General features: G+C 47.7%; 22 protein-coding genes. 8 read left to right on the top strand and 14 right to left on the bottom strand.

Annotated elements, in window-relative coordinates:
- Window positions 1-59 precede the first annotated feature (59 nt).
- Together HPY27_RS10465 and HPY27_RS10460 are read left to right on the top strand one after the other, a co-directional pair.
- The gene (locus tag HPY27_RS10465) at window positions 60-413 is read left to right on the top strand and encodes a hypothetical protein (protein ID WP_017249740.1); all 354 of its coding nucleotides are present in this window, start codon (window positions 60-62) and stop codon (window positions 411-413) included.
- Window positions 414-593: 180 nt separating this feature from the next.
- On the top strand, window positions 594-881 hold the full coding sequence (locus HPY27_RS10460) for a hypothetical protein (RefSeq protein WP_174225125.1): 288 nt from the start codon (window positions 594-596) through the stop codon (window positions 879-881).
- 85 nt (window positions 882-966) lie between these two features.
- On the opposite strand, the gene HPY27_RS10455 is transcribed toward HPY27_RS10460, so the two are convergent.
- Genes HPY27_RS10455 through HPY27_RS10435 form a run of 5 tightly spaced genes read right to left on the bottom strand, consistent with a single transcriptional unit; the run spans window position 967 to window position 5,980 of the window.
- Window positions 967-2,103, bottom strand: coding sequence for a M20 family metallopeptidase (locus HPY27_RS10455; protein ID WP_174224929.1), 1,137 nt, complete (start codon window positions 2,101-2,103; stop codon window positions 967-969).
- 12 nt (window positions 2,104-2,115) lie between these two features.
- A complete protein-coding gene (locus tag HPY27_RS10450) occupies window positions 2,116-2,916 on the bottom strand; it encodes an ABC transporter permease (RefSeq protein WP_048031089.1) in 801 nt (266 codons plus the stop codon).
- Window positions 2,913-3,755, bottom strand: coding sequence for an ABC transporter permease (locus tag HPY27_RS10445; protein WP_017249736.1), 843 nt, complete (start codon window positions 3,753-3,755; stop codon window positions 2,913-2,915). The genes HPY27_RS10450 and HPY27_RS10445 overlap by 4 nt, the downstream gene beginning before the upstream one ends.
- Before the next feature lie 3 nt (window positions 3,756-3,758).
- A complete protein-coding gene (locus HPY27_RS10440) occupies window positions 3,759-4,853 on the bottom strand; it encodes an ABC transporter ATP-binding protein (RefSeq protein WP_017249735.1) in 1,095 nt (364 codons plus the stop codon).
- A gap of 8 nt (window positions 4,854-4,861) precedes the next feature.
- Window positions 4,862-5,980 carry an ABC transporter substrate-binding protein gene (locus HPY27_RS10435; RefSeq protein WP_017249734.1) on the bottom strand — a complete coding sequence of 373 codons (1,119 nt, stop codon included), beginning with the start codon at window positions 5,978-5,980 and terminating at the stop codon, window positions 4,862-4,864.
- Window positions 5,981-6,181: 201 nt separating this feature from the next.
- Here HPY27_RS10435 and HPY27_RS10430 point away from each other — a divergent pair, with 201 nt between their 5' ends.
- Together HPY27_RS10430 and HPY27_RS10425 are read left to right on the top strand one after the other, a co-directional pair.
- Window positions 6,182-6,943, top strand: coding sequence for an IclR family transcriptional regulator (locus tag HPY27_RS10430; protein WP_017249733.1), 762 nt, complete (start codon window positions 6,182-6,184; stop codon window positions 6,941-6,943).
- Window positions 6,944-7,169: 226 nt separating this feature from the next.
- Window positions 7,170-7,706 (top strand): hypothetical protein, encoded by a 537-nt coding sequence (locus HPY27_RS10425; protein ID WP_174224928.1) that lies wholly within the window; start codon window positions 7,170-7,172, stop codon window positions 7,704-7,706.
- Window positions 7,707-7,824: 118 nt separating this feature from the next.
- On the opposite strand, the gene pdxR is transcribed toward HPY27_RS10425, so the two are convergent.
- The 7 genes from pdxR to HPY27_RS10390 all read right to left on the bottom strand — a co-directional run bounded on the left by pdxR (window position 7,825) and on the right by HPY27_RS10390 (window position 16,492).
- On the bottom strand, window positions 7,825-9,282 hold the full coding sequence (gene pdxR, locus HPY27_RS10420; RefSeq protein WP_174224927.1) for a MocR-like pyridoxine biosynthesis transcription factor PdxR: 1,458 nt from the start codon (window positions 9,280-9,282) through the stop codon (window positions 7,825-7,827).
- A gap of 71 nt (window positions 9,283-9,353) precedes the next feature.
- Window positions 9,354-10,061 carry an ABC transporter ATP-binding protein gene (locus HPY27_RS10415; RefSeq protein ID WP_069847329.1) on the bottom strand — a complete coding sequence of 236 codons (708 nt, stop codon included), beginning with the start codon at window positions 10,059-10,061 and terminating at the stop codon, window positions 9,354-9,356.
- Between the two features lie 14 nt (window positions 10,062-10,075).
- A complete protein-coding gene (locus tag HPY27_RS10410; protein ID WP_144617864.1) occupies window positions 10,076-10,852 on the bottom strand; it encodes an ABC transporter ATP-binding protein in 777 nt (258 codons plus the stop codon).
- 21 nt (window positions 10,853-10,873) lie between these two features.
- A complete protein-coding gene (locus HPY27_RS10405; protein ID WP_106834489.1) occupies window positions 10,874-12,157 on the bottom strand; it encodes a branched-chain amino acid ABC transporter permease in 1,284 nt (427 codons plus the stop codon).
- Window positions 12,158-12,166: 9 nt separating this feature from the next.
- Window positions 12,167-13,213, bottom strand: a complete 1,047-nt coding sequence (locus tag HPY27_RS10400; RefSeq protein ID WP_017249727.1) for a branched-chain amino acid ABC transporter permease — start codon at window positions 13,211-13,213, stop codon at window positions 12,167-12,169.
- A 61-nt stretch (window positions 13,214-13,274) separates the two neighbouring features.
- Window positions 13,275-14,510: a branched-chain amino acid ABC transporter substrate-binding protein gene (locus tag HPY27_RS10395; RefSeq protein ID WP_017249726.1), complete on the bottom strand. Its 1,236-nt coding sequence runs from the start codon at window positions 14,508-14,510 to the stop codon at window positions 13,275-13,277.
- Between the two features lie 224 nt (window positions 14,511-14,734).
- On the bottom strand, window positions 14,735-16,492 hold the full coding sequence (locus tag HPY27_RS10390; RefSeq protein WP_174225124.1) for an adenine deaminase C-terminal domain-containing protein: 1,758 nt from the start codon (window positions 16,490-16,492) through the stop codon (window positions 14,735-14,737).
- A gap of 193 nt (window positions 16,493-16,685) precedes the next feature.
- Between HPY27_RS10390 and HPY27_RS10385 the strand changes: the two genes are divergently transcribed.
- From HPY27_RS10385 to HPY27_RS10375, 4 genes are all read left to right on the top strand, one after another.
- Window positions 16,686-17,225, top strand: coding sequence for a YgaP family membrane protein (locus HPY27_RS10385; RefSeq protein ID WP_173622586.1), 540 nt, complete (start codon window positions 16,686-16,688; stop codon window positions 17,223-17,225).
- An 18-nt stretch (window positions 17,226-17,243) separates the two neighbouring features.
- Complete coding sequence (locus tag HPY27_RS30350; RefSeq protein ID WP_017249723.1) at window positions 17,244-17,378, top strand: EYxxD motif small membrane protein; 135 nt, start codon at window positions 17,244-17,246, stop codon at window positions 17,376-17,378.
- Between the two features lie 171 nt (window positions 17,379-17,549).
- A complete protein-coding gene (locus tag HPY27_RS10380; RefSeq protein ID WP_017249722.1) occupies window positions 17,550-17,933 on the top strand; it encodes a MarR family winged helix-turn-helix transcriptional regulator in 384 nt (127 codons plus the stop codon).
- An 11-nt stretch (window positions 17,934-17,944) separates the two neighbouring features.
- A complete protein-coding gene (locus HPY27_RS10375; RefSeq protein ID WP_017249721.1) occupies window positions 17,945-19,153 on the top strand; it encodes an MFS transporter in 1,209 nt (402 codons plus the stop codon).
- 83 nt (window positions 19,154-19,236) lie between these two features.
- Here HPY27_RS10375 and HPY27_RS10370 read toward each other — a convergent pair whose 3' ends face one another.
- Together HPY27_RS10370 and HPY27_RS10365 are read right to left on the bottom strand one after the other, a co-directional pair.
- Entirely contained in the window at window positions 19,237-20,082 is an 846-nt protein-coding gene (locus HPY27_RS10370) for a hypothetical protein (protein WP_173622584.1), read from the bottom strand.
- An 83-nt stretch (window positions 20,083-20,165) separates the two neighbouring features.
- Window positions 20,166-20,888, bottom strand: a complete 723-nt coding sequence (locus HPY27_RS10365; protein ID WP_254612869.1) for a hypothetical protein — start codon at window positions 20,886-20,888, stop codon at window positions 20,166-20,168.
- Window positions 20,889-20,924 lie beyond the last annotated feature (36 nt).

The raw sequence follows: 20,924 nt of genomic DNA, 5'->3' as shown, positions 1-20,924 counted from the left end.
TCTCCCAAACTGTCTACTCTATATATAGACCTCACAAGAGAAAGCGGGTGAATAAACGGATGATCCAAACACTACTCAACTCTTCCACTCTCCCTTTGGTAGTATCCAGTGTACTGACAGCAATCGTCACCTATCTGGTTGCCCGCCACAACAACAAGAAAGAGTTGATGATTACAGACAGGCAGCAAATCTCGCAGGAAAACCAGCAAATTCGTCAGGAGCTTCGTCAGGAAATGGACAAGCTTCGGGAAGAACTCCACGTTTGGCGCAACCGTTGCATGGAGCTTGAAACCATCGTGCAGGAGTGGCGAGATAAATACACGACGCTGGTAGTAGAAAGACAACAGCTGGAGTACCGTGTCAAAGAGCTAGAAACCGAACTCAAAACGTACATGCAAGCGAGGATTTCCTAGATGTTGCATCGTTAACCACAAAGGTGACACCTACCTTCCTTGGGGCGAAATCTCGCCTCGCGAATTAACTCCCTTCCCAATGAATGACGGCTGGATGTTTGTTTATCAGCCTTGATCGCCTCTGACTCCCCGAAACACGCCCCGCTTTACTAACAAAAGGAGGAACAACCTTTGATTGACATGGACCAGTTCATTCACAGCCTGAGTTTGCTTACTTTTATGGCGATCTTGATCGAAGCCGTAACCGAAATTTTAAAGAATGCCTTCCCCCTATTAAAAGATCGCTCCACTTACATCCTCTCTATCCTCATTGGCATTTCGCTCTCCCTCGCTTTTCAAGTCAACCCCTTTGGTCTTGAAGGCAGCGGCTACTACGTTTCTGCCGTGCTGGCTGGTATCCTCACCAGCCGCGGAGCGAACTACCTCAACAGCTTTGTGAAAAAGCTGAATACATCCTCGAAACAATAACCTCTTCTTCCTCACACAAAAACAAAAGCACCTGCTCCGATGCAATCTCTTTCGCATCAGGGCAGGTGCTTCTTCTCTTTTTTCTCTATACTTCCTCTATCAACCGCGCCAACAAAGTAGCCCGCGTCGATATTTCTCCCAGTTCGATCCATTCATCCGGTGAGTGGGCGTAGCCACCTTTTACACCAAGTCCATCCAGTGTCGGGACTCCACAAGCAGCAGCGAAGTTGCCATCGCTTACTCCACCTGTACCCGATTCTTCCAAAGCCATCCCTAGTTCATTGATGCTAATCGATTGTGCAAGGGAAAATAATTTGCCTGTCTCTTCGGTACGCTCCATTGGCGGTCGGCGAATGCCTCCCTTTACGCTGATGTTTGTTCCCGCGAGCACTGGCGTGAGTTCACTCATTACCTTCTCAATACGTAATGCCTCTTCCATCGAGATAAACCTCACGTCTACTTCAGCTTCTGCCGAGTCGGCTACAACATTGGAGCCAATCCCGCCCTTGATGACGCCCACATTGACCGTGGTTCCTTTCTCGTAATCGGTCAGGGCATGCAGAAATTGCACCTGTCTCGCCAGCTCTTCAATAGCAGAGACACCTTTTTGATGATCGACACCAGCGTGTGAGGAAATACCACTGACTGCCACGGTAAAATGGGCGCTTCCCTTCCGCCATGTTTTGAGTGCGCCGCTCGGTTCGGTTGGTGGCTCCAACACAAAGCTTGCCACCGAACACGCGGCTTCTTCTTCTACAAGTCGGCGAGAAGTCGGGCTGCCGATCTCCTCGTCACTGTTTAATAGGAGCACGATTTTTTTATCTGCAGGCAGGCGATCCAGCTTTACCAATGCCCGCATCGCAAACATGGCTTGCAAAACGCCCGCTTTCATATCGTATACGCCCGGCCCGTACGCTTTCTCATCCCGGATCGCAAATGGTCGGCGAGCTGCCTCTCCTTCTAGCCATACGGTATCGTAATGGCCGATGATGAGGATTTGCTTTTCCCCGTTGCCCAGCGTACAACGCACCTGATCGCCATACGTCTTATTCGGGATCAGCTCTGCTACTCCCCCTGTCAGCCGTTGAAACTGCAAAGCGAACCAGCCCGCCATGCGGTCGCCCAGCTGTTTGTCACGAGAAGGCGAGTCCATGTTGACGGCCTCTTCGAGTAGCTGTAGATAGTGGGACATATTCTCTTGTACATAAGTGTGGATTGACATAGTGCCTCTTCCTTAGTGAGATTGTGAATTGAGTCCGAACAGGCGCTCTAGTCCGTACACTTTTTCCAACAAGACGATGAACACCAGACTCAACAGGATGACCACCGAGGAGATCGAAGCCACCAACGGGTCAAGTGTTTCCTGCATATAGGTGAAAATCGCGAGTGGCAGCGTCGTCGTATCCGGTGCCACCAAGAATAAGGAAACCGTCACATTGTCAAACGACGTCAAGAACGAAAAGATCATCCCCGACACGATGGCCGGACGCAACAGTGGCAACGTAATATCCCAGAACACCCGAAACGGATGGGCCCCCAGCATGTATCCCGCTTTTTCCAACGTATAATCGAACGAGCTAAGCCCTGTAAGCACCAGCCTTACGACATACGGAATCGAGATCAGCATGTGCGCCAGCAAAAGCCCCGTAAACGTCCCCGCGATACCAATTCGCGTGAAAAACAGCAGCGCGGAAATCCCGATAATGAGCGAAGGAACGGTAAGCGGTGAAAGCATCAGAGCGTTGATGATGCCGCTCCCACGAAACTTGTATTTGGACAGCGCGAATGCAGCCAATGTCCCTATGAGAGTCGCCAAAATTGCCGTTACCGTAGCTAGCTTAAGACTGAACCACAGCGAATCGATGAACTCCGGTCGATCCAAAATCATTTCATACCACTGCCACGAAAACCCTTCCGGCGGAAATCCGAGATATCCTGCTGCGGTAAAGGAGCTCGGGATGATGACCAGAAACGGCAGATTGACCAAAACAAGCACAAAGAATGTGATGAGTCCGAGTACGTTTATTTTTTTCATGACGCAAACACCTCTTTATACCGCTTGGTTTCAATCAGCTTCGTATACAAAGTCACCAATAGAATCGTGCTGCCCAGAAGCAGGAAGGCAAGTGCCGCACCCAAAGGCCAGTTCAGTGTCGCCATGATTTGCTCATAGGCAATGACAGGCATGACCTTCACGGACGTTCCACCCATCAAGGCAGGTGTTACAAAAGCACTCATCGACAAGCTGAACACCAGTGTCGTACCAGCAATCATCCCCGGCAAACACAAGGGCAATGTCACACTGAAAAACGTACGTGCGCGGGAAGCCCCCAAAATCGATGCCGCCTTATTCAGGGACGGATCGATGGCATACAAGCTGGTTGCAATCGCCAGAACCATGTAGGCAATAAAGGAATCCGTCAGACCGATCACAATACCCAGCTCGTTGTACAACAGCCGCAATGGTTGATCGATCAACCCCAGACTCATCAATGTTTCATTGATCCACCCTTTTTCCCCCAATACCACTACCCAACCGAAGTTGCGAATAACAACACTGATGAGGTGAGGGGCTAGGATCAGCATCGTGACGATTCCACGCATTTTCCCTGTAGCCTGCGCCATGTACATCGCTACAGGAAATCCAAGCAAGAGGCACGCCAGTACCGTCCAGAGACTCACGCGAATTGTCCGCCAAAGAATCTCCAAGTAGTACGGATCTTGTATAAATAATGAATAATTGTGAAAAGAGAACGCCTGATTCTCATCCTGAAAGCTGAGCAAAAGCATCATCAGCATCGGGAGGATGAATACGCCAAGCAGCAAAATCATCGCAGGTGCTGTCAACAATGTAACCGAGAGACGCTTGCTCATCCGTCATCCCCTTCCTGCGGGCATGACCAGTACGTCGTCCGCGTTCCATTGACAGTAAACCGTTTGACCTTCTTGGCGGTCCACCGAACTATCGGTCATTTGGACTTTTACCGAAAGCGTATGCTCCCCGACCTTGACCTCACATTCTGTGTACGAACCCAGGAAGGAGGCAAGCTGCAAATGTCCTTTTACCCGATTCGCTTCTTCACTGACTGCTGTATCAGTCAGCTTGATTTTCTCTGGTCGGATAAAAATGATCACTTTTTCATGGAGTGCCACTGTTCGCTGTTGCTTTGCCGCCTTCACGAGCATTCCACCAGTCGTCCGCAGCGTAAGTACATCCCCGTCAATTCCGATGACTTCCCCTTCCAAACGGTTCGTCTTACCGATGAAGGTATGTACGAATTCAGATGCGGGTTGATTGTAAATCTCCAGCGGTGTACCGATTTGCTCCACGAATCCGTGATTCATAACCACGATGCGATCAGAGAGCGCGAGCGCCTCTTCTTGATCATGTGTAACGAAAATAGTCGTAACGCCGATTTCGTGATGTAAGCGCTTTAACTCATCGCGCAGCTCTTCCCGAAGTTTGGCATCCAAGTTACTGAGCGGCTCATCCAAAAGCAGGAGCGACGGCTCAATAACAAGCGCCCGTGCAATCGCAATCCGCTGACGTTGTCCGCCAGAGAGCTGTTTCGGGTAGCGGTCTGCTACGTTTGGCAGCTTGACCAGGCCAAGTACACGATTCACACGCTCTTGCATCTCTTGCTTGCTCACTTTGCGTAATTTCAAGCCATAGGCGATGTTTTCCGCCACAGTCATATGCGGGAACAGCGAGTACGTCTGAAACACCATTCCCAGTTCCCGTTTGTACGGAGGCACGCCATTCATTCGCTGCCCCTTGATCAAGAGGTCTCCGCCATCCGGGTCCAAAAAACCGGCAATCATATTCAAGGTCGTGGTCTTACCGCAACCAGATGGGCCGAGGAACGAGATGAATTCGCCTTGCTCCACCTGCAGGTTGAAGTTTTGAACCACGACATTGCTTTGAAATTTTTTCATGATGCCGCGCAGTTCAACGTCAATCACCTTGGTCACGTGAATACCTACTTTCCTGTTTTAGGTGCGATTTCTTTGTTAAAGCGATCCAACCAAGCAGATGTTTCCTTGCTCACTACGCTATAGTCGAAGTCGACTACCTTTGTACGATCGAATTCCAATGTTTTCGCTACATCGTCTGGCAGCTTCACGGATGTTGCCGGATTGTAGTACAGCTTCGTTGCGTACATCGTTTGAATTTCATCTGTCAAAAGGAAATCGACGAATGCTTTAGCGGCTTTTGGACTCTTCGAACCTTTTACCAGCGTAGCTACGTTCGGTACGATGTTTCCGCCCTCTTCAGGGAAAACGAACTCCAATGGTACGCCTGCTTCTTTTTGTGTTAAGCTACGCGCCATTGTCCAAGTGGTGTACGCTGCGCTCTTGTTTTGCAGATTTTGCTGAAGCTGTGCTGCACTCTTTGCAAAGGTCGGCATGTATCCTGCAATCGTTTCCATTTGTTTGAAGCCCTGTTCCATATTTTTCTCGGACCCGCCATTTGCGTACGCCAGCATGATCATCGCAGAGCGTCCGAAGTTGCTCGCTACGTCTGTCATCGTGATGTAGCCTTTCACTTCCGGCTTCGCCAGATCATTCCAGGACTTCGGTACAGGCAAGCCTTTTTCTTTTACCAGGTCCGCATTGTAGGAAATCCCCATCGGCGTGAAGTTTACGACTACACCGCTATCCTCCGTCACATGCAAATCTTCCGGTACGTTTTTCATGTTCGGAATATCTGTTGCGGATACGGTTTCCCACAAGCCCTCTTGACGACCCTTCTCTTGCTCGCCGCCCTCAACGATGGTCAAGTCAATTTGCGGAGCATTTTTTTGTGCCTTAACCTTCGCTACGATGTCCGTAGAAACCCCGGAAACATAGGTCAGCTTTACATTCGGATATTTCTCGTTAAACTTTTTGAAGACTTCATCCTTCATCATCTTTTCAACGGTTGCGCCGTTTCCTGCTACTACCAGAGTGTCTTCCAGCTGAGCTTGTGCTTCGGTGCCGCTATTGTTGCCAGCAGCCGGTGCAGGAGCAGATGTTTGTGGTGCGGATGAGCCACATCCAGCCAGCAAGGAACCAGTCAAAGCGAAAATGGACAAGACGGATAATGCCTTTTTCTTCATGTAAGTTCGACCCCCGATTGTCTGTATTGTTCACGAATAGAGAACGTTGTTTCCTATTAGAGAACGATAATGTTATACTAGCATAAAGATACAGACTATTCAAGGTAGTCGTAATAGCATCATCATTGCCCGAATTGCGAGATTGTCAGCATTGTTTCTTACACGTAAAATAAGGCTAATGTAAGCAAAGGAGACGTTTGTATGGACCAAGTATTGTCTTCTGTTCGAAATGGCTGTCGGCTGTTAAAAATATTTCTCGATTCGCCAAAGGAACTCGGAGTAACGGAGCTCAGCAAAAAGCTGCAGCTGTCCAAGGGAGCCGTTCACAAGCTCCTGTCCACGCTGGAGTCTGAAGGCTTTATCCGCCAAAATGAAAAAACCAAGCAGTATACGCTTGGCTACACGCTTTTGGAGCTGGGCACTAAGGTGCTCACGAATCACGATATCGTTGATTTTTCCAAACCGTTCTTAGACCAGCTTGTCTCACGGACAAACGAATTGGCGGTCTTATGTGTACAGGATTCCAAGGACGCGATTTATGTAGCCAAAGAGGATTCACTTCACCCTGTTCGGTTTACCGTAGAATCCTTCCGGCGTTTTCCCCTTTACTCTACCTCCGCCGCCAGGGTTTTGCTCGCCTATCAGCCGGAGGAGTTTCAGGACGAGATATTGCAGGAACATCCCCTGAAAAGCTACACGCCTCATTCGTACACGTCGGTCGAGCAAATCAAAGAGGACTTGGTGACGATCCGTGAGAGAGGTTATGAAATCAGCTCGAATCGACGTAATACAGGGGTGACCGGAATCGCTGCCCCGATTTTTGATTCGACTGGACACATAACTGCATCCGTCAGTGTCATCGGTCCCTCTGACCGCGTGATGCCGAAAAAAGACGAGATTTTACAAGAAACGCTAGCGACGGTACGTGCAATGTCTGCTCAGTTAGGGTATCGAATGTCTTGAAATCTGCTTGAACTGCCATGAAAAAACCTCCTGTTCATCAGTCTGTTCTGATGACAGGAGGTTTCTCTTTGTGCTGACTCGCTTGTTTTGCCCATTGTAATGGCGCAGATCACCAACAAAAATTATGTAAAATTTTTCATCTTGAGGCGAAACGGTCTTATTCGTTTTTCGTCTTACTAATTATGAATCGTATTACATGTAATTAGAAAGGAAGTGACACCCTGTTATGAGAAAAACATATTTGCTGCTTACCTCTTTGATATTCTGTACATTGTTTGGTACTGACGCTCATGCAGGTTCACCCCAAGGAATGGCTGCACCTGTTCCTCCCCAAGTAATGGTTCCAACAAGTAGCAAGGACAAACACGGAAATACCATTGAAAAATCAATGGCATATGTGAAATCGCTACAAGTGAAAAATGGAAAACTAATCGTCTCGCTTGACTATGTTCAATGGTTTTTCGGTGAGGCAGGAGCAAAAGCTTATCGCCAAGATCATCCATTAGAAAAAGAGGACTATCCAATGCCCTATTACATTCGTAATAACAGTCCTAAAATTAGAACGTTTGAAGTTTCTCCAAAAGCTTCCTTTACTCTTCAAACCAACTCTATAAAAGATGACAATTTCAATTGGAATGAATCAGTAAACACCGATACTTTTAAAAAGTTCATGTTATCCAAGGGAATTCCTTATCATCTACCATTCCACATTGAAGTAACGAATGGAATCATCACAAAAATTACAGAACAGTACGTCCCTTAATTATTAGCAGCATTCCCTTTCTGGGATGCTGCTTTTCATTTTTTCTCTTTTGTTAAACCGGGATCGTTTGATCGCCGTTTAATAATCGATTAGCGCACGATTCGCGACTCTCCCTGTTCTATTCCTCGCCCATGTCCTTGTGCAAATAAGGCTCCCATGCACGTTTCAACAGACGAACGCCACCCTCAATCTCCTCGATGGTCTGCCCCCCGAAGCCGAACTGAAAAGCCGGAAGTCCATTTTCCTGCGGCTGAACCCATTTATGTGCGGTTGGATAGACACGAACGCCTGATGCAGCCGCAATTTGCTTCAACTGTTGCGGAGTGCTCTCACTTTTCACTTCTACCGTTACGGACAGCCCGGCATCCTGACCTTTGATCCGGATGTACGCCCCGAAGTGTTCCTGCAAGCACTGAAGCAGCGCCCCATGCTTTTTGCGGTAAAGCGTCCGCATCTTGCGTATATGCCGCTCCCAATCGCCATTTTTCATGAACAAGGCCAGCGTCTCCTGATGAATTCGTGATGCCGACTGGTCAAAATCCGCCAATTTCTCCTGAAACACCGCCAATAAAGTTTGTGGCAAAACCATATAGCTCATCCGAATCGACGGCAATAACGCCTTGGAGAACGTCCCCAAATAAATGACGCGTCCCTGCGTATCCAGCCCTTGAAGGGAAGGAATTGGCTTGCCATGATAGCGAAACTCACCATCGTAGTCATCCTCCATGATGTAGCTCCCTGTCTGATTCGCCCAGTGTAGCAGCTTTAGCCGTTTGGCATACGGCATGACAATTCCAGTCGGGTCCTGATGAGACGGCGTGATATAGACCAGCTGCGCTCCACTCTCATTGAGCGCTTCCACATCAATCCCATCCTCCGCCAGCCTGATCGGGCGTACATCATAGCCCAAATGAGAAAACACGGCACGAACACCGTGATAGCCCGGCTCTTCCATCGCAACAGCCTGTCCTCGTGTCCCGAATAAGAACCCCAATAAGCTGATCATCACTTGCGTCCCCGCACCGATCACTATTTGTTCCGGCGTAGCTTGTACACCTCGAGCACGTCCGAGATAGTGTGCGAGCTCCTCCCGCAGCTGCGGCTCGCCTTGTTGGTCACCGTAGTAGAGTACATGCTTGTTTTCTTCCTGCATGCATTGGTTGGTGTACTTGCGCCAACGGTCAAAAGGAAAATGCTCGGCATCTACGCGTGCTTGGTGAAAATCATATTGAACCGGGACTGGTGAGGTCGTAGGTGGAGGCGTTTGGACGTGAACCGTTTTAACTGGTGGCTGACCTTTCCCTGTGGATACAGGCATTGGCCCGTCCCAGTCCACATCGACCACATAAAATCCGCTGCGCTCCCGACTCTCGATATAGCCTTCTGCCATGAGCTGGTGATACGCGCTTTCGACTGTCGTTTTACTTACATGCAAAAATCCACTCAATGCCCGAACAGAGGGCAGACGCGTCCCGGAGATCAAGCGCCTCCCTTGTATTTCTGTACAAAAATAGCGATAAAGCTGTAGATAGAGAGGCTCGCTCCCTTCTACAAAGCGGGGACTAATATCTAGCAAGCTACATCCTCCTCGCTGACGAAATGAAAAACCGACGGAGACAAAAATCCCCATCGGTACTCACGTTTCTATTACGCCAAATACGCCTCTCTTACCTGTGGATTCATCAATAATGTCTGGGCGTCGTCTTTCAAAATAATTTCGCCTGTCTGAATCACATAACCGCGATGCGCGACAGACAGTGCCTGATTCGCATTTTGCTCGACCAAGAGAATCGTCATGCCTTCCTTGTTCAGCTCCGTAACGATGTCAAAAATCTGCTCCACCAGAATCGGCGCCAATCCCATCGACGGCTCATCGAGCATGAGAATTTTGGGCTTCATCATCAGTCCACGAGCAATCGCCAGCATTTGCTGCTCGCCCCCGGACATCGTGCCACCTTTTTGATTTACCCGTTCCTTCAGCCGTGGAAAGTAAGCAAAGGCACGCTCGATTCCTTCTTCGATCACCTTTTTATCAGATACACTGAAGGCACCCATCTCCAAATTCTCGCGTACGGTCAGCTTAGGAAAAATGCGGCGACCTTCCGGAACGTGGGCGATTCCTGCTAAGGCAATATCATGGGTACGCATCTGCGTAATATCTTTGCCATTAAAGATAACTTTTCCTTCTTTGGCACGGGTCTGCGCACATATCGTTTTCAACGTGGTCGATTTACCTGCCCCGTTGGAACCAATCAGTGTCACCACTTCGCCCTCGTTTACCGTCATGCTCAATCCTTTTAATGCGTGGATGCCGCCGTAATACGTATGAACGTTAGTCAGCTCTAGCAATGCCATCGATTTTCCTCCTTCTACGACACGTCCGACGCACTTTTTCCGAGATAGGCCTCAATGACGTTAGGGTTATTGCGGATTTGTTCGGGTGTTCCTTCTGCAATTTTTCTCCCGTAATCCAGCACGTGAATGTATTCGCTAAGTCCCATGACCAACTTCATATCATGCTCGATCAAGATAATCGTCAAATCGAGCTCTTTTTTCAGCCGACGAATAAAATCCGTCATCTCAACCGTCTCGCGAGGGTTCATCCCTGCCGCCGGTTCATCGAGCAAAATGATTTGCGGATTGGTCGCCATCGCCCGAGCAATTTCCAATCTTCGTTGTAACCCGTAAGGCAGACTCCCTGCTGCTTCATTGGCAATATGTGAGATCCCGACATACTCCATGAGCTGATAAGCTTCGACGCGCGTCCGCTCTTCCTCTTGGCGTACCCGTTTGGAATTGAACAGGATTCCGAGAATTCCAGCCGATAAGCGGCTATGCACACCCACCATGACATTTTCCAATGCCGTCATTTCTTTGAACAGACGAATGTTTTGAAAAGTACGGGTGATACCGCGACTCGCGATCTGATCAGGACGAAGCTTCTTGATGCTTTTGCCGTTCAGCAGGATTTCTCCCTCGTCTGGCTCGTAAAATCCGGTAATCATATTGAAAAAAGTCGTTTTTCCAGCCCCATTTGGTCCGATGACAGCCGTAATGCTACCTTTTTCGATCCCAATCGAGACGTCTTGATTGGCTACCAAGCCACCAAAGCGCTTCGTTAAATTTTTTGCCTCTAACAATGCCATGCCCATTTCCCTCCTCGTCCGCTATGACTGTTTTCCAGAAGCCAATTGGGACAGTTTACCGAGAATCCCCAGCTTTTCTTTGCCAAACTCGCTATTTTTGATCGCATCGAGATCGTTTTTCTTCCGTTTGGCCGGAATCAATCCGTTAGGGCGATACAAGGCAACGAGAATGAGCATAATTCCGAAAATGAGTCGCTGGAACTTGGATGGGTCCAGCTGGTTAGGCAAACTGATGATCCCCGCATTTTGCAGACCGTGCAGGAAGTTGGAGAATTCTTTTAACAGCTGTACCTGCAAGATTGTGACAAAAGCGGCACCAAGCACAACCCCTGGTATGCTGCCACTACCACCCAGAATGACCATGACCAATATCCCGATCGATTCCATCAGTGTAAAGGAGGTCGGATCGATAAACGTCTGCTTGGCCGCAAAGATAACACCGACAACACCAGCGAAGGAAGCACCCAAGGCAAATGCAGCCAGCTTGGTATTCAACAGGGAAATCCCCATAGACTGGGCAGCCAGCTCATCCTCACGTACCGCAATCCATGCACGGCCCAAACGAGAATGCTCAAAGCGTATATTCGCCAAAACGATAAAGGCAATCACAAACAACACGATGAAGTAAAAGTAAAACGGTGTCCCCATTTTGATCCCAAACAACTCTGGAGACGGAATCGGCGTGATTCCCTGCGGACCGTTGGTGATGTTGATGGGCTTATCCAGGTTGTTGAAAACAATGCGAATGATTTCACCGAAGCCCAAGGTCACGATCGCGAGGTAATCTCCTTTTACTCTGAGAACTGGCAATCCTAGCAATATTCCGAAAACAGCAGCCACAATCAAGCCGACTATGAGAAATGGCCAAAACCACTCACCGGATAGCGGGAACAGGTTCCCTGCAATAAACTCATTCGCTTGCGAAGTCGAGAAAATCGCGTACGCATAAGCCCCAGCAGCAAAAAACGCGACGTAACCCAAGTCAAGCAGACCAGCAAAGCCTACTACGATATTCAGGCCCAAAGCCATCGCTACGTAAATGCCTACCTGTGATGCTACCTCCATGTAGTAACGGTTTTCACCGGCTACCAACGGAATGATCAGGAGGAGAACGATAGCGCCAATCACCATCTTGATCGTCTTTGAGGTATTGGTGTAATAGACAAGCACAATGGAAGAAAGAATACCGAGAAACGCAATGACCGATTTATCCATAAGGTACAACGCGGCAGAAAAAGCTACAATCCAAATCAACGTGAATACCAGCGGAATGCCTTTAAACGATTTCCAAGCGAGATTTGCCATTTATTTCACCTACACTTTCTCTTTTACAGCTTCGCCAAACAGTCCTTCCGGCTTGAAGAGAAGCACGAGAATTAAAATACTGAACGCGAACACGTCTTTGTACTCTGCACCAAAGGCTCCGTTGGTCAACGGCCCCATAAAGGCACCGGACAGGGATTCCAGAAGACCGAGGAGTACGCCACCGATCATCGCACCACGCAGGTTCCCAATCCCGCCGAGAACGGCAGCTGTAAATGCTTTTAATCCAAGAATAAAACCGATATACGGATCGATCGTCCCGTAGTTTTGCGCAAACAGAACACCTGTAGCGCCACCCAGGCTGGAGCCAATCAAAAACGTAAGCATGATTACTTTGTTTACATTTATGGTCATCAGCGAAGCCGTACTCTGATCTTGTGCGACGGCGCGCATGGCGATTCCCCATTTTGTTTTATTCACAAATAACGTCAACGCAATCATCATGACGATCGCAATTACAATTACGATCAATCCTTTTGTTGGAATCGTAGCAATACTTCCTAATGGAATCGAACCTGTAAAAAGAGCGGGACTGTTCAGATAAAACTCATTACGAGCCAGTGCTTCTGTAAAACGTACGAGGTCTTGCAGCAAAAACGATACGCCAATCGCCGAAATCAACGGCACAAGACGAGGTGCTCCGCGCAATGGTCGATAGGCAATCCTCTCAATTCCTACCCCCAAAGCACCAGTTAATACCATGGCAATTATGAGTGTTATGAAAAGTGCGACAAATGGATTCATACCTTCAAGTGCCCCTAGCGCATCAGAGATCAATAATACCTCTGTACCAATAAAGGCTCCGACCATGAAAATGTCTCCATGGGCAAAGTTGATAATTTCCAAAATCCCGTAAACCATTGTGTAGCCTAAAGCCACCACTGCGTACATAAATCCAAGTGTCAATCCGTCAACCAACACCTGCGGCAAAATATTGATCATGCTTTCCCATCCCTCATTTCTCTTGTAGACTTGTACAAATTTTCTGCATCCATTCCGTTGACTGGACTTGTTTTCTCGTGGAAAAGGGGCCAACACCGGCGTGCAGCCCCCTATCCTGATATGAGGCATGGGAGTGTGTGCGCGTTGTGTGGTGTGATTACTCGGCCTTGCCTACGAAAATGGATTTGTCCTTGTCGAACTTATAAATGAATACATCTGCATTTGTGTTGTCACCTTTTTCATCAAAGGTAACCTTGGTGAATTGACCCTGAAAATCTTTGGTTTTGTGTACTGCATCGAGGACTTGCTCGCGGGTTGGTTTTTTGCCTCCGTTCGCTTTGGTCGCTTCCAAAACACCATTGAGGATGACGTTCATGGAGTCAAAACCGTAGACGGAATAGGTTTCCAGAGGCTTGTTTGTGGCTTTTTTGTACTCTTCAGCCCATTTCTTGCCCTCTTCGGTTTGCGTTACGTCCCCTGCTACTGACGTAAAGACTACACCTTCGACAGCATCACCGGCTATTTTTATCATATCAGAAGAATCCAAGCCGTCGCCACCCATAAAATAACCCTTAAATCCTTTTTCACGAGCTTGCTTGACCATAATTCCACCTTCTGGATAAAGACCGCCGAAGAAGATGATGTCCGGTTTTTTCACCGTTACCTGGTTAAGTACCGCGCTGTAGTCCTTTTCGCCCTGAGTAATGCCCTCAAAGCCAAGGATTTGGACTCCGTCCTTTTCGAATTGCATCTTCACTTGATCGCTCAGACCTTGGCCGTATGCTGTCTTATCATGGATAATATAGGCCGTTTTTACACCAAGTGTATTTTTTGCATAAAGAGCAGCCTTTGGTCCTTGTGCGTCATCGCGAGCACAAATTCGATGGACAGTTTTCTTGCCTTCCTCCGTGAGCTTCACCCCTGTATTGGCTGGGGATACCATGGTCAGCTTGCCTTCCTCGTACTTCACAGACGATGGAATCGCAACACCTGTGTTATAGTGCCCAACTACACCGTACACATCGGGATCAGAGATAAGCATCTCCGCATTGGATACCCCAATTTTCGGGTCGCCTTGATCATCCTGAGGGAAAAGCTGGAGATCAAAGCCAAGTGCTTTAAACTCTTCCTTGCGCTTTTCGAGAGCATAACCCGCGCCAGTCTTAATCGCATCTCCGACAGCGGAATTGCTCCCAGACAGAGGGGATTGTGTGGCAATTTTGATGAGACCACCCTCTGTCGTTCCGCCACCGCTGTTGCCTGGAGTTGATTGACTTTGCCCCCCGCTTGCGTTACTTCCGCCGCTTGAATTACTGTTTCCTGCGCAACCTGTTAATGCCATACTCGCCGCCAATACCGCAGATAAAACCCCGACATAAGAACGCTTTTTCATTCAGAATGAATCCCCCTTTTATCATTCTTTGTTCTTGTTACCCAGTCCATCTACCTCGTTAGCCAGGTTGCGACTTTCAAAAATGATGACTCTTCGGGGATAAAGATAGATGAGGCTTGGTTGCTTTTATTTTAAAATAAATCTGATAATTTACAAGAAGTAAAATATTTTTTATGTACATATATCATTGATGTACAAACAAAAAAACCCAAAAAAATACTCCCTCAAGGTAAAGGGAGTGCCGGAACGACAATTTGCCCACTCTTAATGTCGACAATGCCATCTGCCGTCAGACGCGCATATGGCAAGTGAGTAGCGGTAAAAAACAGAATTGAATAAATTGGATCGAGATGGACATGGCCTTTGACACGGAGCTGATTTACCAAATTTTCACCCATGCTGATCACTTCGTCCATCGGCGCAGACGTGTATTTTCCAGCAAGAGGCAATGGGCATTCGCATATCATTTTTCCTTCATCGATCAGGACGACTCCGCCTTTTATTTCCCGAATACGCTCCAATGCTTGCGCCATCGCTTGGGGATTGCGTCCGATTACGATCCAATCGCCAGACGCGGAATAGGTGCTGGCCAGCCCTTCAAGCTGCTCACCGAAGCCACGAAGCACTGCCAATGTTCGCTTGCCGCCAGTCGCATCGATGATGGCGATCAGCGCCAACTGCGGATCATGCTGCAAAGTTACATAACCATCCTTATCGACGGGCATGTCCTCTAGCGACAACCGCGTGATAACGGCATTCAGCATTTCCAAGACCGGGGCCTTCCTGTCTTCATCTGGCCGTAGACGGAACCATTCTGGATTGGCTCTCTTCGCCAAGGGATCTTGCAATCCCAACGAAGCTTCATCCCATTGTGGCTGAACCGTTGGAACAAGCAAGTTTCCATTTTCTGCTGCCAGTCGTCCATTTGCAATCACGATGGATGGTGTCGGTTGATCCTTTGCAGTCAACAACAGCATATCCGCGATTCGGCCTGGCGCAATTCCGCCGACCTCAGCGTCCAGCCCGTAATAGACAGCCGGGTTCAGCGTCGCCATGGCATACGCTTCCTCTGGTGGCATCCCCGCTTCGATGGCCACACGGATCGTACTATTCATGAACCCGTCACGATGCATCGGCGGCGTACTTCCATCCGATGTCAGCATCATCCGTGATGACCACGGCACCCCCAACGCAAGCCACCCTTTCACCAGCTCCGGCAGATCAGGGCGAATGGAGGAATGGCGCAGTGTCGCATACATGCCTAAACGGATGCGCGACAACAAATCTGCTGCATGGATGGCTTCATGACAAGCTGTTACGCCAGCTGCTGCGGCAATGTTCAAGGTCTCGTAAGAAGCTCCCGGATGATGCCCTTCCATCCTTTTGCCTAAATCCCGCGCATGCTTCAAACCAAAAAGCAGCGTCTCATCCTCTTGTAAAACCCCGCCCCAATTCGTCAACTCCCCACCCTGGATCACTCTTGGATGCTCCAACATTCGCGCCAAGCTTTCCTTGGTGAACGCCGGATGGGCCCTCCCTGTCTGCGGATCGAGTCTGCCCCAGAAAAATTGCTTCACCGGATGAGCTGCCAGAGAATCCATGATCGCTGCCGTTTGCGAAAAAGGAAGATGCATGAGCATCAGTGAGTCCGACACCATTCCAGTCGTTCCCGTTTGCAGTGCAAAGTCAGCCAACGTGTAAGGGTTATACCATTGAAACGGATGCGCGTGTGGCTCAATGTATCCTGGCACGAGATACTGCCCAGCCGCCTCCATGATCACGGTCTGGTCATCGATCAATGGCTCTTTTTCTCCTACATAAGCAATACGTTCTCCTGCCACTACGACGTGATGCTCTTGCCATTCTTTTGTGTACACATTGAGAACTCTTGCACCCTTTATCCAGAGGCTTGCCGGTGCCTGACGTCTGCTCACGCGAATCATGTTCAAGTAATCACGATCTGATATGGCTCGTACGCGCATCATTTCTTCTCTCCTTGCTGGTCTGCCGATGTTTTCAAAAAATGAACGATCATTCATTGCTCTTTACAGCTTCGCCGCCCATAAATCATTCCCCTGCAAGCTTGGTGATGGTAGTAACAATTCCCACGGGTGTCTTGTCGTCCTTCATCGCAGACTATCGAATAGAAGTCATTGCGACAGGAGGACAACTCTCATGCATAAAAACGTAGGTAGAACGGATGCCATGATTCGTATGACTGGCGGTCTGTTAGGCTTGGCATACGGCATCGGAAGAATGAGTCGCCGCCCATACAATGCTCCATGGCTGCTCATGGCATTTTCAGCAATGAAAGTAGCAGAAGGGGCTACGCGCTTTTGTCCGATGTACGCAGCGATGGGCATCAATACGACAAAAGGGAATGGCATGCAGGGCATGATGGATCAGCTCAAGAAAAAAGGCGTGCAGATGGCGGTCAATCAGTTCACGCGCTCCATGAATATTGCGCCCATCAAAGACTCGAACAATAGCCAAGATGATGCGAGCAACACTTCAGCGACAACGAATAAGGCAAACATACAGTATTCTGCAAGCCCACAATCATCAGCGAACCAGGAAAAACAACCTATCGACAATCAGCAAAACGCGCAGCTTACTCCCGAGGATCAACTTCTCGAAAAGGCGGCAAGAGAGTTCATTTCATTTCGTTCCCAAGATAATAACAACAGCAGCAATCGCTACCCCACGTACACATAAGGAGAGGAGGCACTGCATATGCTTGTCGGCTCCCAGATGTATGAATGGATGTCGCATAACTTCTTTGTCATTGCCATGATCATTGGCGTCATCGGCGTGATGGGATATTACTTCTTTCGAACGTCGAGAAGAAAAGGAAGGTATCGTCAGTAAAGGAGAAGCAACCAACCGCCTGTCATCGGGCGGTTTTTTCCATTTACACAATTACTTGTTATACATATAATTGTCATTGCAAGTATTTTTGAACGAAAGAGGGTCATTCCCCTGATCGATCATTGGCAAAAAGAACCGGTTGGATTTCTCATTGGAAATACATACCGGAGAATGATTCATTATGTCTCTCTTTTTTTAAAGGAGTTTGATTTGACCACGGAGCAGTTTGCCGTCCTTTATCGGTTACGAGAAGAAGAGGGCATCAATCAAAAAGAGCTGGCCCAGCGCTCGGCCAAGGATCAGCCTTCCATGACACGCATTTTAGACACACTCGCCAAAAAAGGCTTTATCGAAAAGACATTGAGCGAACAAGACCGCCGTGCCTACATCATTACCCTTTCCCCGAAAGGACGGGAATGGATTGAGCAGGCGATTCCCGTAGAGGCTCATGCCGTTGCAGACATTTTGGAAGGGATCTCTCCTGAAAAGCTGGCCTTCTTGCGGGAAATCTTGCTGGAGATTAACGAGAACATCAATAGAAAAACGACAGACTAGGAGTGACAGCATTGGGAGAGAGTAGAGAGAGACTGTGGACGAGAGATTTTGTCCTGTTAACGGTGTGTAATTTGATGTTGTTTCTCACTGTTCAAATGCAGACCCCAACATTCCCTGCCTATGTGAAGGAAGCGTATCAGGCCAATGATTTTGTCGTCAGCCTGGTCATTAGCTTGTTTTCACTTTCAGCAGTGGTCGCAAGGGTGTTTACTGGGGAAGCATTGAAAACGAAAAACAGTAAGATCTTGGCGATCGTAGCACTTGGATTCGTCGCGATTTTTAGCGCAGGCTATTACTGGGCGGGAAGCATTATTTTCTTTCTTCTGTTGCGAATCTTGGTCGGCATCGGCTTTGGGATGGGCAGCACGACCTTTCCAACGATTGTCTCCAATGTGATTCCTGCCAAACGGATCGGCGAAGGCATGGGGTATTTCGGCTTATCGACCAGCTTGGCTATGGCGCTCGGCCCGATGATTGGACTTGGACTGTTGAACTCGTTTGGGTTTGGCTGGATGCTCATGGTTCTCGTGCTACTCGTTTCTATTATTTTTCCGTTGATGCATTTCATTCGTGCGTATAATCGACTTCCTGTGTCGACCGAAAACACGCCATCCGTCACAGGCATTCGCCGGTTCTATGATAAAAAGCTGCTGCTTCCAGCTGGATTGAATTTTTGTCTATCCATTACGTATGGCGGGATTCTCAGCTTTTTGGCCTTGTATGGAAAAGAAGCCCACATTGAGAATGTTGGCTGGTTTTTCCTTACGAATGCACTGGCGATGGTGTTGATTCGTCCTTTTTCCGGCAAGCTGTATGATCGCAAAGGGCACATTGCTGTCCTGCCTCCTGGTGCGATTTTCGTCGGGGTCAGCCTTTTGCTCCTGTCCCTAACAACGACAGAGTCCTTGCTTCTCGTCTCTGCTGCCTTCTACGGGCTTGGCTATGGCATGATTCAGCCATCTATCCAGGCGTGGATGGTGAAGGTCGTCACACCTGAGCAACGCGGCATGGCGAATGGACTGTTCTTTAATTCCATCGATCTGGGTATCGCGGTCGGCTCTGTGCTCCTCGGTGTCATTGCGACACATTCGAGCTACTCTGTCATGTACCGCTGGTCGGCAGCGTGCTTGCTGTTGTTCCTCATCGTTTATTTCCTTTCGCAGCTGGCTGCTGCCAAGGCGAAAAAGGCGGCGCTGACGAGTGAAAACGTTGGTGTGTAGTTGAAACAACCTATTTTCCCCATAAAAAAGCTGCTCCCTATGAACAAATTTCTTCATGGGGAACAGCTACTTCGTTATAACACCTATGGACTAGTAACCAAACAACATTTGTAACCTTCTGCATCCGGCTCATGATGAAAAATAATCGTCCAGGTCAATGTAGAGTCAAAGATATACAGATCAAAAGTAAAGCGGGTGTATGATTGTAATAATCGCTTGGTACTCAGCCTGAATACTTTATTTCGAGTGAAGTCTCTTCCAATCGAACTAACAGAATCCCAGAAAAATAATACTTCTTCTTTGTCATGAAGATAATCCATCGCTTCTGAAACTGTTAACCCTGTGGTTCTGTCTCCCTGGATAAATCCCCATAAATAGCCTTTGTCTAGTTTTACGTACCGTTTGTAAAAAAACTCCCTTACACAATCACCCTTGACGTTAAAAAATGTATGAATGTATTGCTCTCTCAATTGGATTGACACTTCTTTAGAAAGGACAGGTATGTTACGAATGTTCAATACATCTTCTCTATACTCAACTGGACGATACATGTGCACAACAGTTGCCGTCTCGTCTTTTAGCATGAGAGTTCTAAATTCAATCTTTTCGATATCCTCATAATTCGTCATTGCAAACAGATCGTGTTCATTATTGGTTTGGCTCTTATGGATCATTGCAAAGGGACCAGTGGGAATGGTCACCACGACACACCCGTCAGGAACATGAGTGATGATACTTACTCGTCTACCTATCATTTTCTTTTCCGAAATCGAATTCCAAACTTCATAGTATAAATGACTGTCGACGACATTATTAATTTCACACAATCTGGAATCTGGCGCTTGCAAGAACTCGTCCCGATCATAGTAACAATCCACTTCAATACCAACTATAAAAAATGCTTCAACGTCAACAACCTTTAGTCGCATGGTATCTCCTTATTTTTCAGCAATCATATCAAGAAAGGGCGTAACAGAAAATAATGTTACGCCGAATCAGTTAACCTATATTTTTACCAAGGGAAGAAATGATGTCCGTCTAATCTTACCCACTGTCCACTAACCTTCTTTGTTAAATGGAAATGAGGAAGATTAGCTACCATCAATCTACCATGCCTATCAAAATAATGGGGATCTTCGTATTCAAATTTATAGTTCTCCTGTGTTACAACTTTTTCTGCATAATTTTTGCTAACACTGAAGGTTTCCCCTCCCCTTCTTGCTTCTAATTGAGCCTGACTGAGAGTTAAAGGTTCAGAAATTATTATTCCACCGTCTGAGTTTAAATAAGCCTTGAAATGTTTTACTTTTTTCTTTTTAATTTGATATTCAACTTCTTCACTCATTGTAACACTTTTAGTCACAAATTTAATAAAGGACCTGCCAAAATATTCCCCTATTTCCTTAGCAAGGGCACCCTGGTTTGCAACATAATCGCCTACAAATTCACCTGTTATTACCGCTCCTGTAACAAGAGCTATAAAATCCCCAACAGGTATTGGGCCATCAATCGCAGCAATAACCCCCAATGCTGCTAAGCGTTTAAGTAACTGTTTCTCAGTTATTTTAATCCCTATATCTTCTAATACTGTTAGAGCGTGGCTCGTCGTTATACTTCTGATCTCCACCTCTTCTGGGAATTCATTGTGGATCTGATAGTAATCATAATATTCTTTAGCAAGCGCATCTATTCGCTCAAAGTCCCTCTGTAAGGCTTCTTTATCTATTACCGGCATATTATTATCGTTGTTCTCAGACTGCGTTGTATTATC

Origin of the sequence: Brevibacillus sp. HB1.1 (genome assembly GCF_013332445.1) — a bacterium.
Classification (GTDB): domain Bacteria; phylum Bacillota; class Bacilli; order Brevibacillales; family Brevibacillaceae; genus Brevibacillus; species Brevibacillus porteri.
Note: the sequence above shows the minus strand (reverse complement) of the source record. Positions and strands in the feature narration are given on the sequence as shown.

What these genes read in the sequence shown, in the direction of transcription:
- HPY27_RS10465 (WP_017249740.1), top strand. Translation starts at nt 60, where the DNA reads ATGATCCAAACACTACTCAACTCTTCCACTCTCCCTTTGGTAGTATCC.
- HPY27_RS10460 (WP_174225125.1), top strand. Translation starts at nt 594, where the DNA reads ATGGACCAGTTCATTCACAGCCTGAGTTTGCTTACTTTTATGGCGATC.
- HPY27_RS10455 (WP_174224929.1), bottom strand. Translation starts at nt 2,103, where the DNA reads ATGTCAATCCACACTTATGTACAAGAGAATATGTCCCACTATCTACAG.
- HPY27_RS10450 (WP_048031089.1), bottom strand. Translation starts at nt 2,916, where the DNA reads ATGAAAAAAATAAACGTACTCGGACTCATCACATTCTTTGTGCTTGTT.
- HPY27_RS10445 (WP_017249736.1), bottom strand. Translation starts at nt 3,755, where the DNA reads ATGAGCAAGCGTCTCTCGGTTACATTGTTGACAGCACCTGCGATGATT.
- HPY27_RS10435 (WP_017249734.1), bottom strand. Translation starts at nt 5,980, where the DNA reads ATGAAGAAAAAGGCATTATCCGTCTTGTCCATTTTCGCTTTGACTGGT.
- HPY27_RS10430 (WP_017249733.1), top strand. Translation starts at nt 6,182, where the DNA reads ATGGACCAAGTATTGTCTTCTGTTCGAAATGGCTGTCGGCTGTTAAAA.
- HPY27_RS10425 (WP_174224928.1), top strand. Translation starts at nt 7,170, where the DNA reads ATGAGAAAAACATATTTGCTGCTTACCTCTTTGATATTCTGTACATTG.
- HPY27_RS10415 (WP_069847329.1), bottom strand. Translation starts at nt 10,061, where the DNA reads ATGGCATTGCTAGAGCTGACTAACGTTCATACGTATTACGGCGGCATC.
- HPY27_RS10410 (WP_144617864.1), bottom strand. Translation starts at nt 10,852, where the DNA reads ATGGCATTGTTAGAGGCAAAAAATTTAACGAAGCGCTTTGGTGGCTTG.
- HPY27_RS10405 (WP_106834489.1), bottom strand. Translation starts at nt 12,157, where the DNA reads ATGGCAAATCTCGCTTGGAAATCGTTTAAAGGCATTCCGCTGGTATTC.
- HPY27_RS10395 (WP_017249726.1), bottom strand. Translation starts at nt 14,510, where the DNA reads ATGAAAAAGCGTTCTTATGTCGGGGTTTTATCTGCGGTATTGGCGGCG.
- HPY27_RS10390 (WP_174225124.1), bottom strand. Translation starts at nt 16,492, where the DNA reads ATGCGCGTACGAGCCATATCAGATCGTGATTACTTGAACATGATTCGC.
- HPY27_RS10385 (WP_173622586.1), top strand. Translation starts at nt 16,686, where the DNA reads ATGCATAAAAACGTAGGTAGAACGGATGCCATGATTCGTATGACTGGC.
- HPY27_RS30350 (WP_017249723.1), top strand. Translation starts at nt 17,244, where the DNA reads ATGCTTGTCGGCTCCCAGATGTATGAATGGATGTCGCATAACTTCTTT.
- HPY27_RS10380 (WP_017249722.1), top strand. Translation starts at nt 17,550, where the DNA reads ATGATTCATTATGTCTCTCTTTTTTTAAAGGAGTTTGATTTGACCACG.
- HPY27_RS10370 (WP_173622584.1), bottom strand. Translation starts at nt 20,082, where the DNA reads ATGCGACTAAAGGTTGTTGACGTTGAAGCATTTTTTATAGTTGGTATT.
- HPY27_RS10365 (WP_254612869.1), bottom strand. Translation starts at nt 20,888, where the DNA reads ATGCCGGTAATAGATAAAGAAGCCTTACAGAGGGACTTTGAGCGAATA.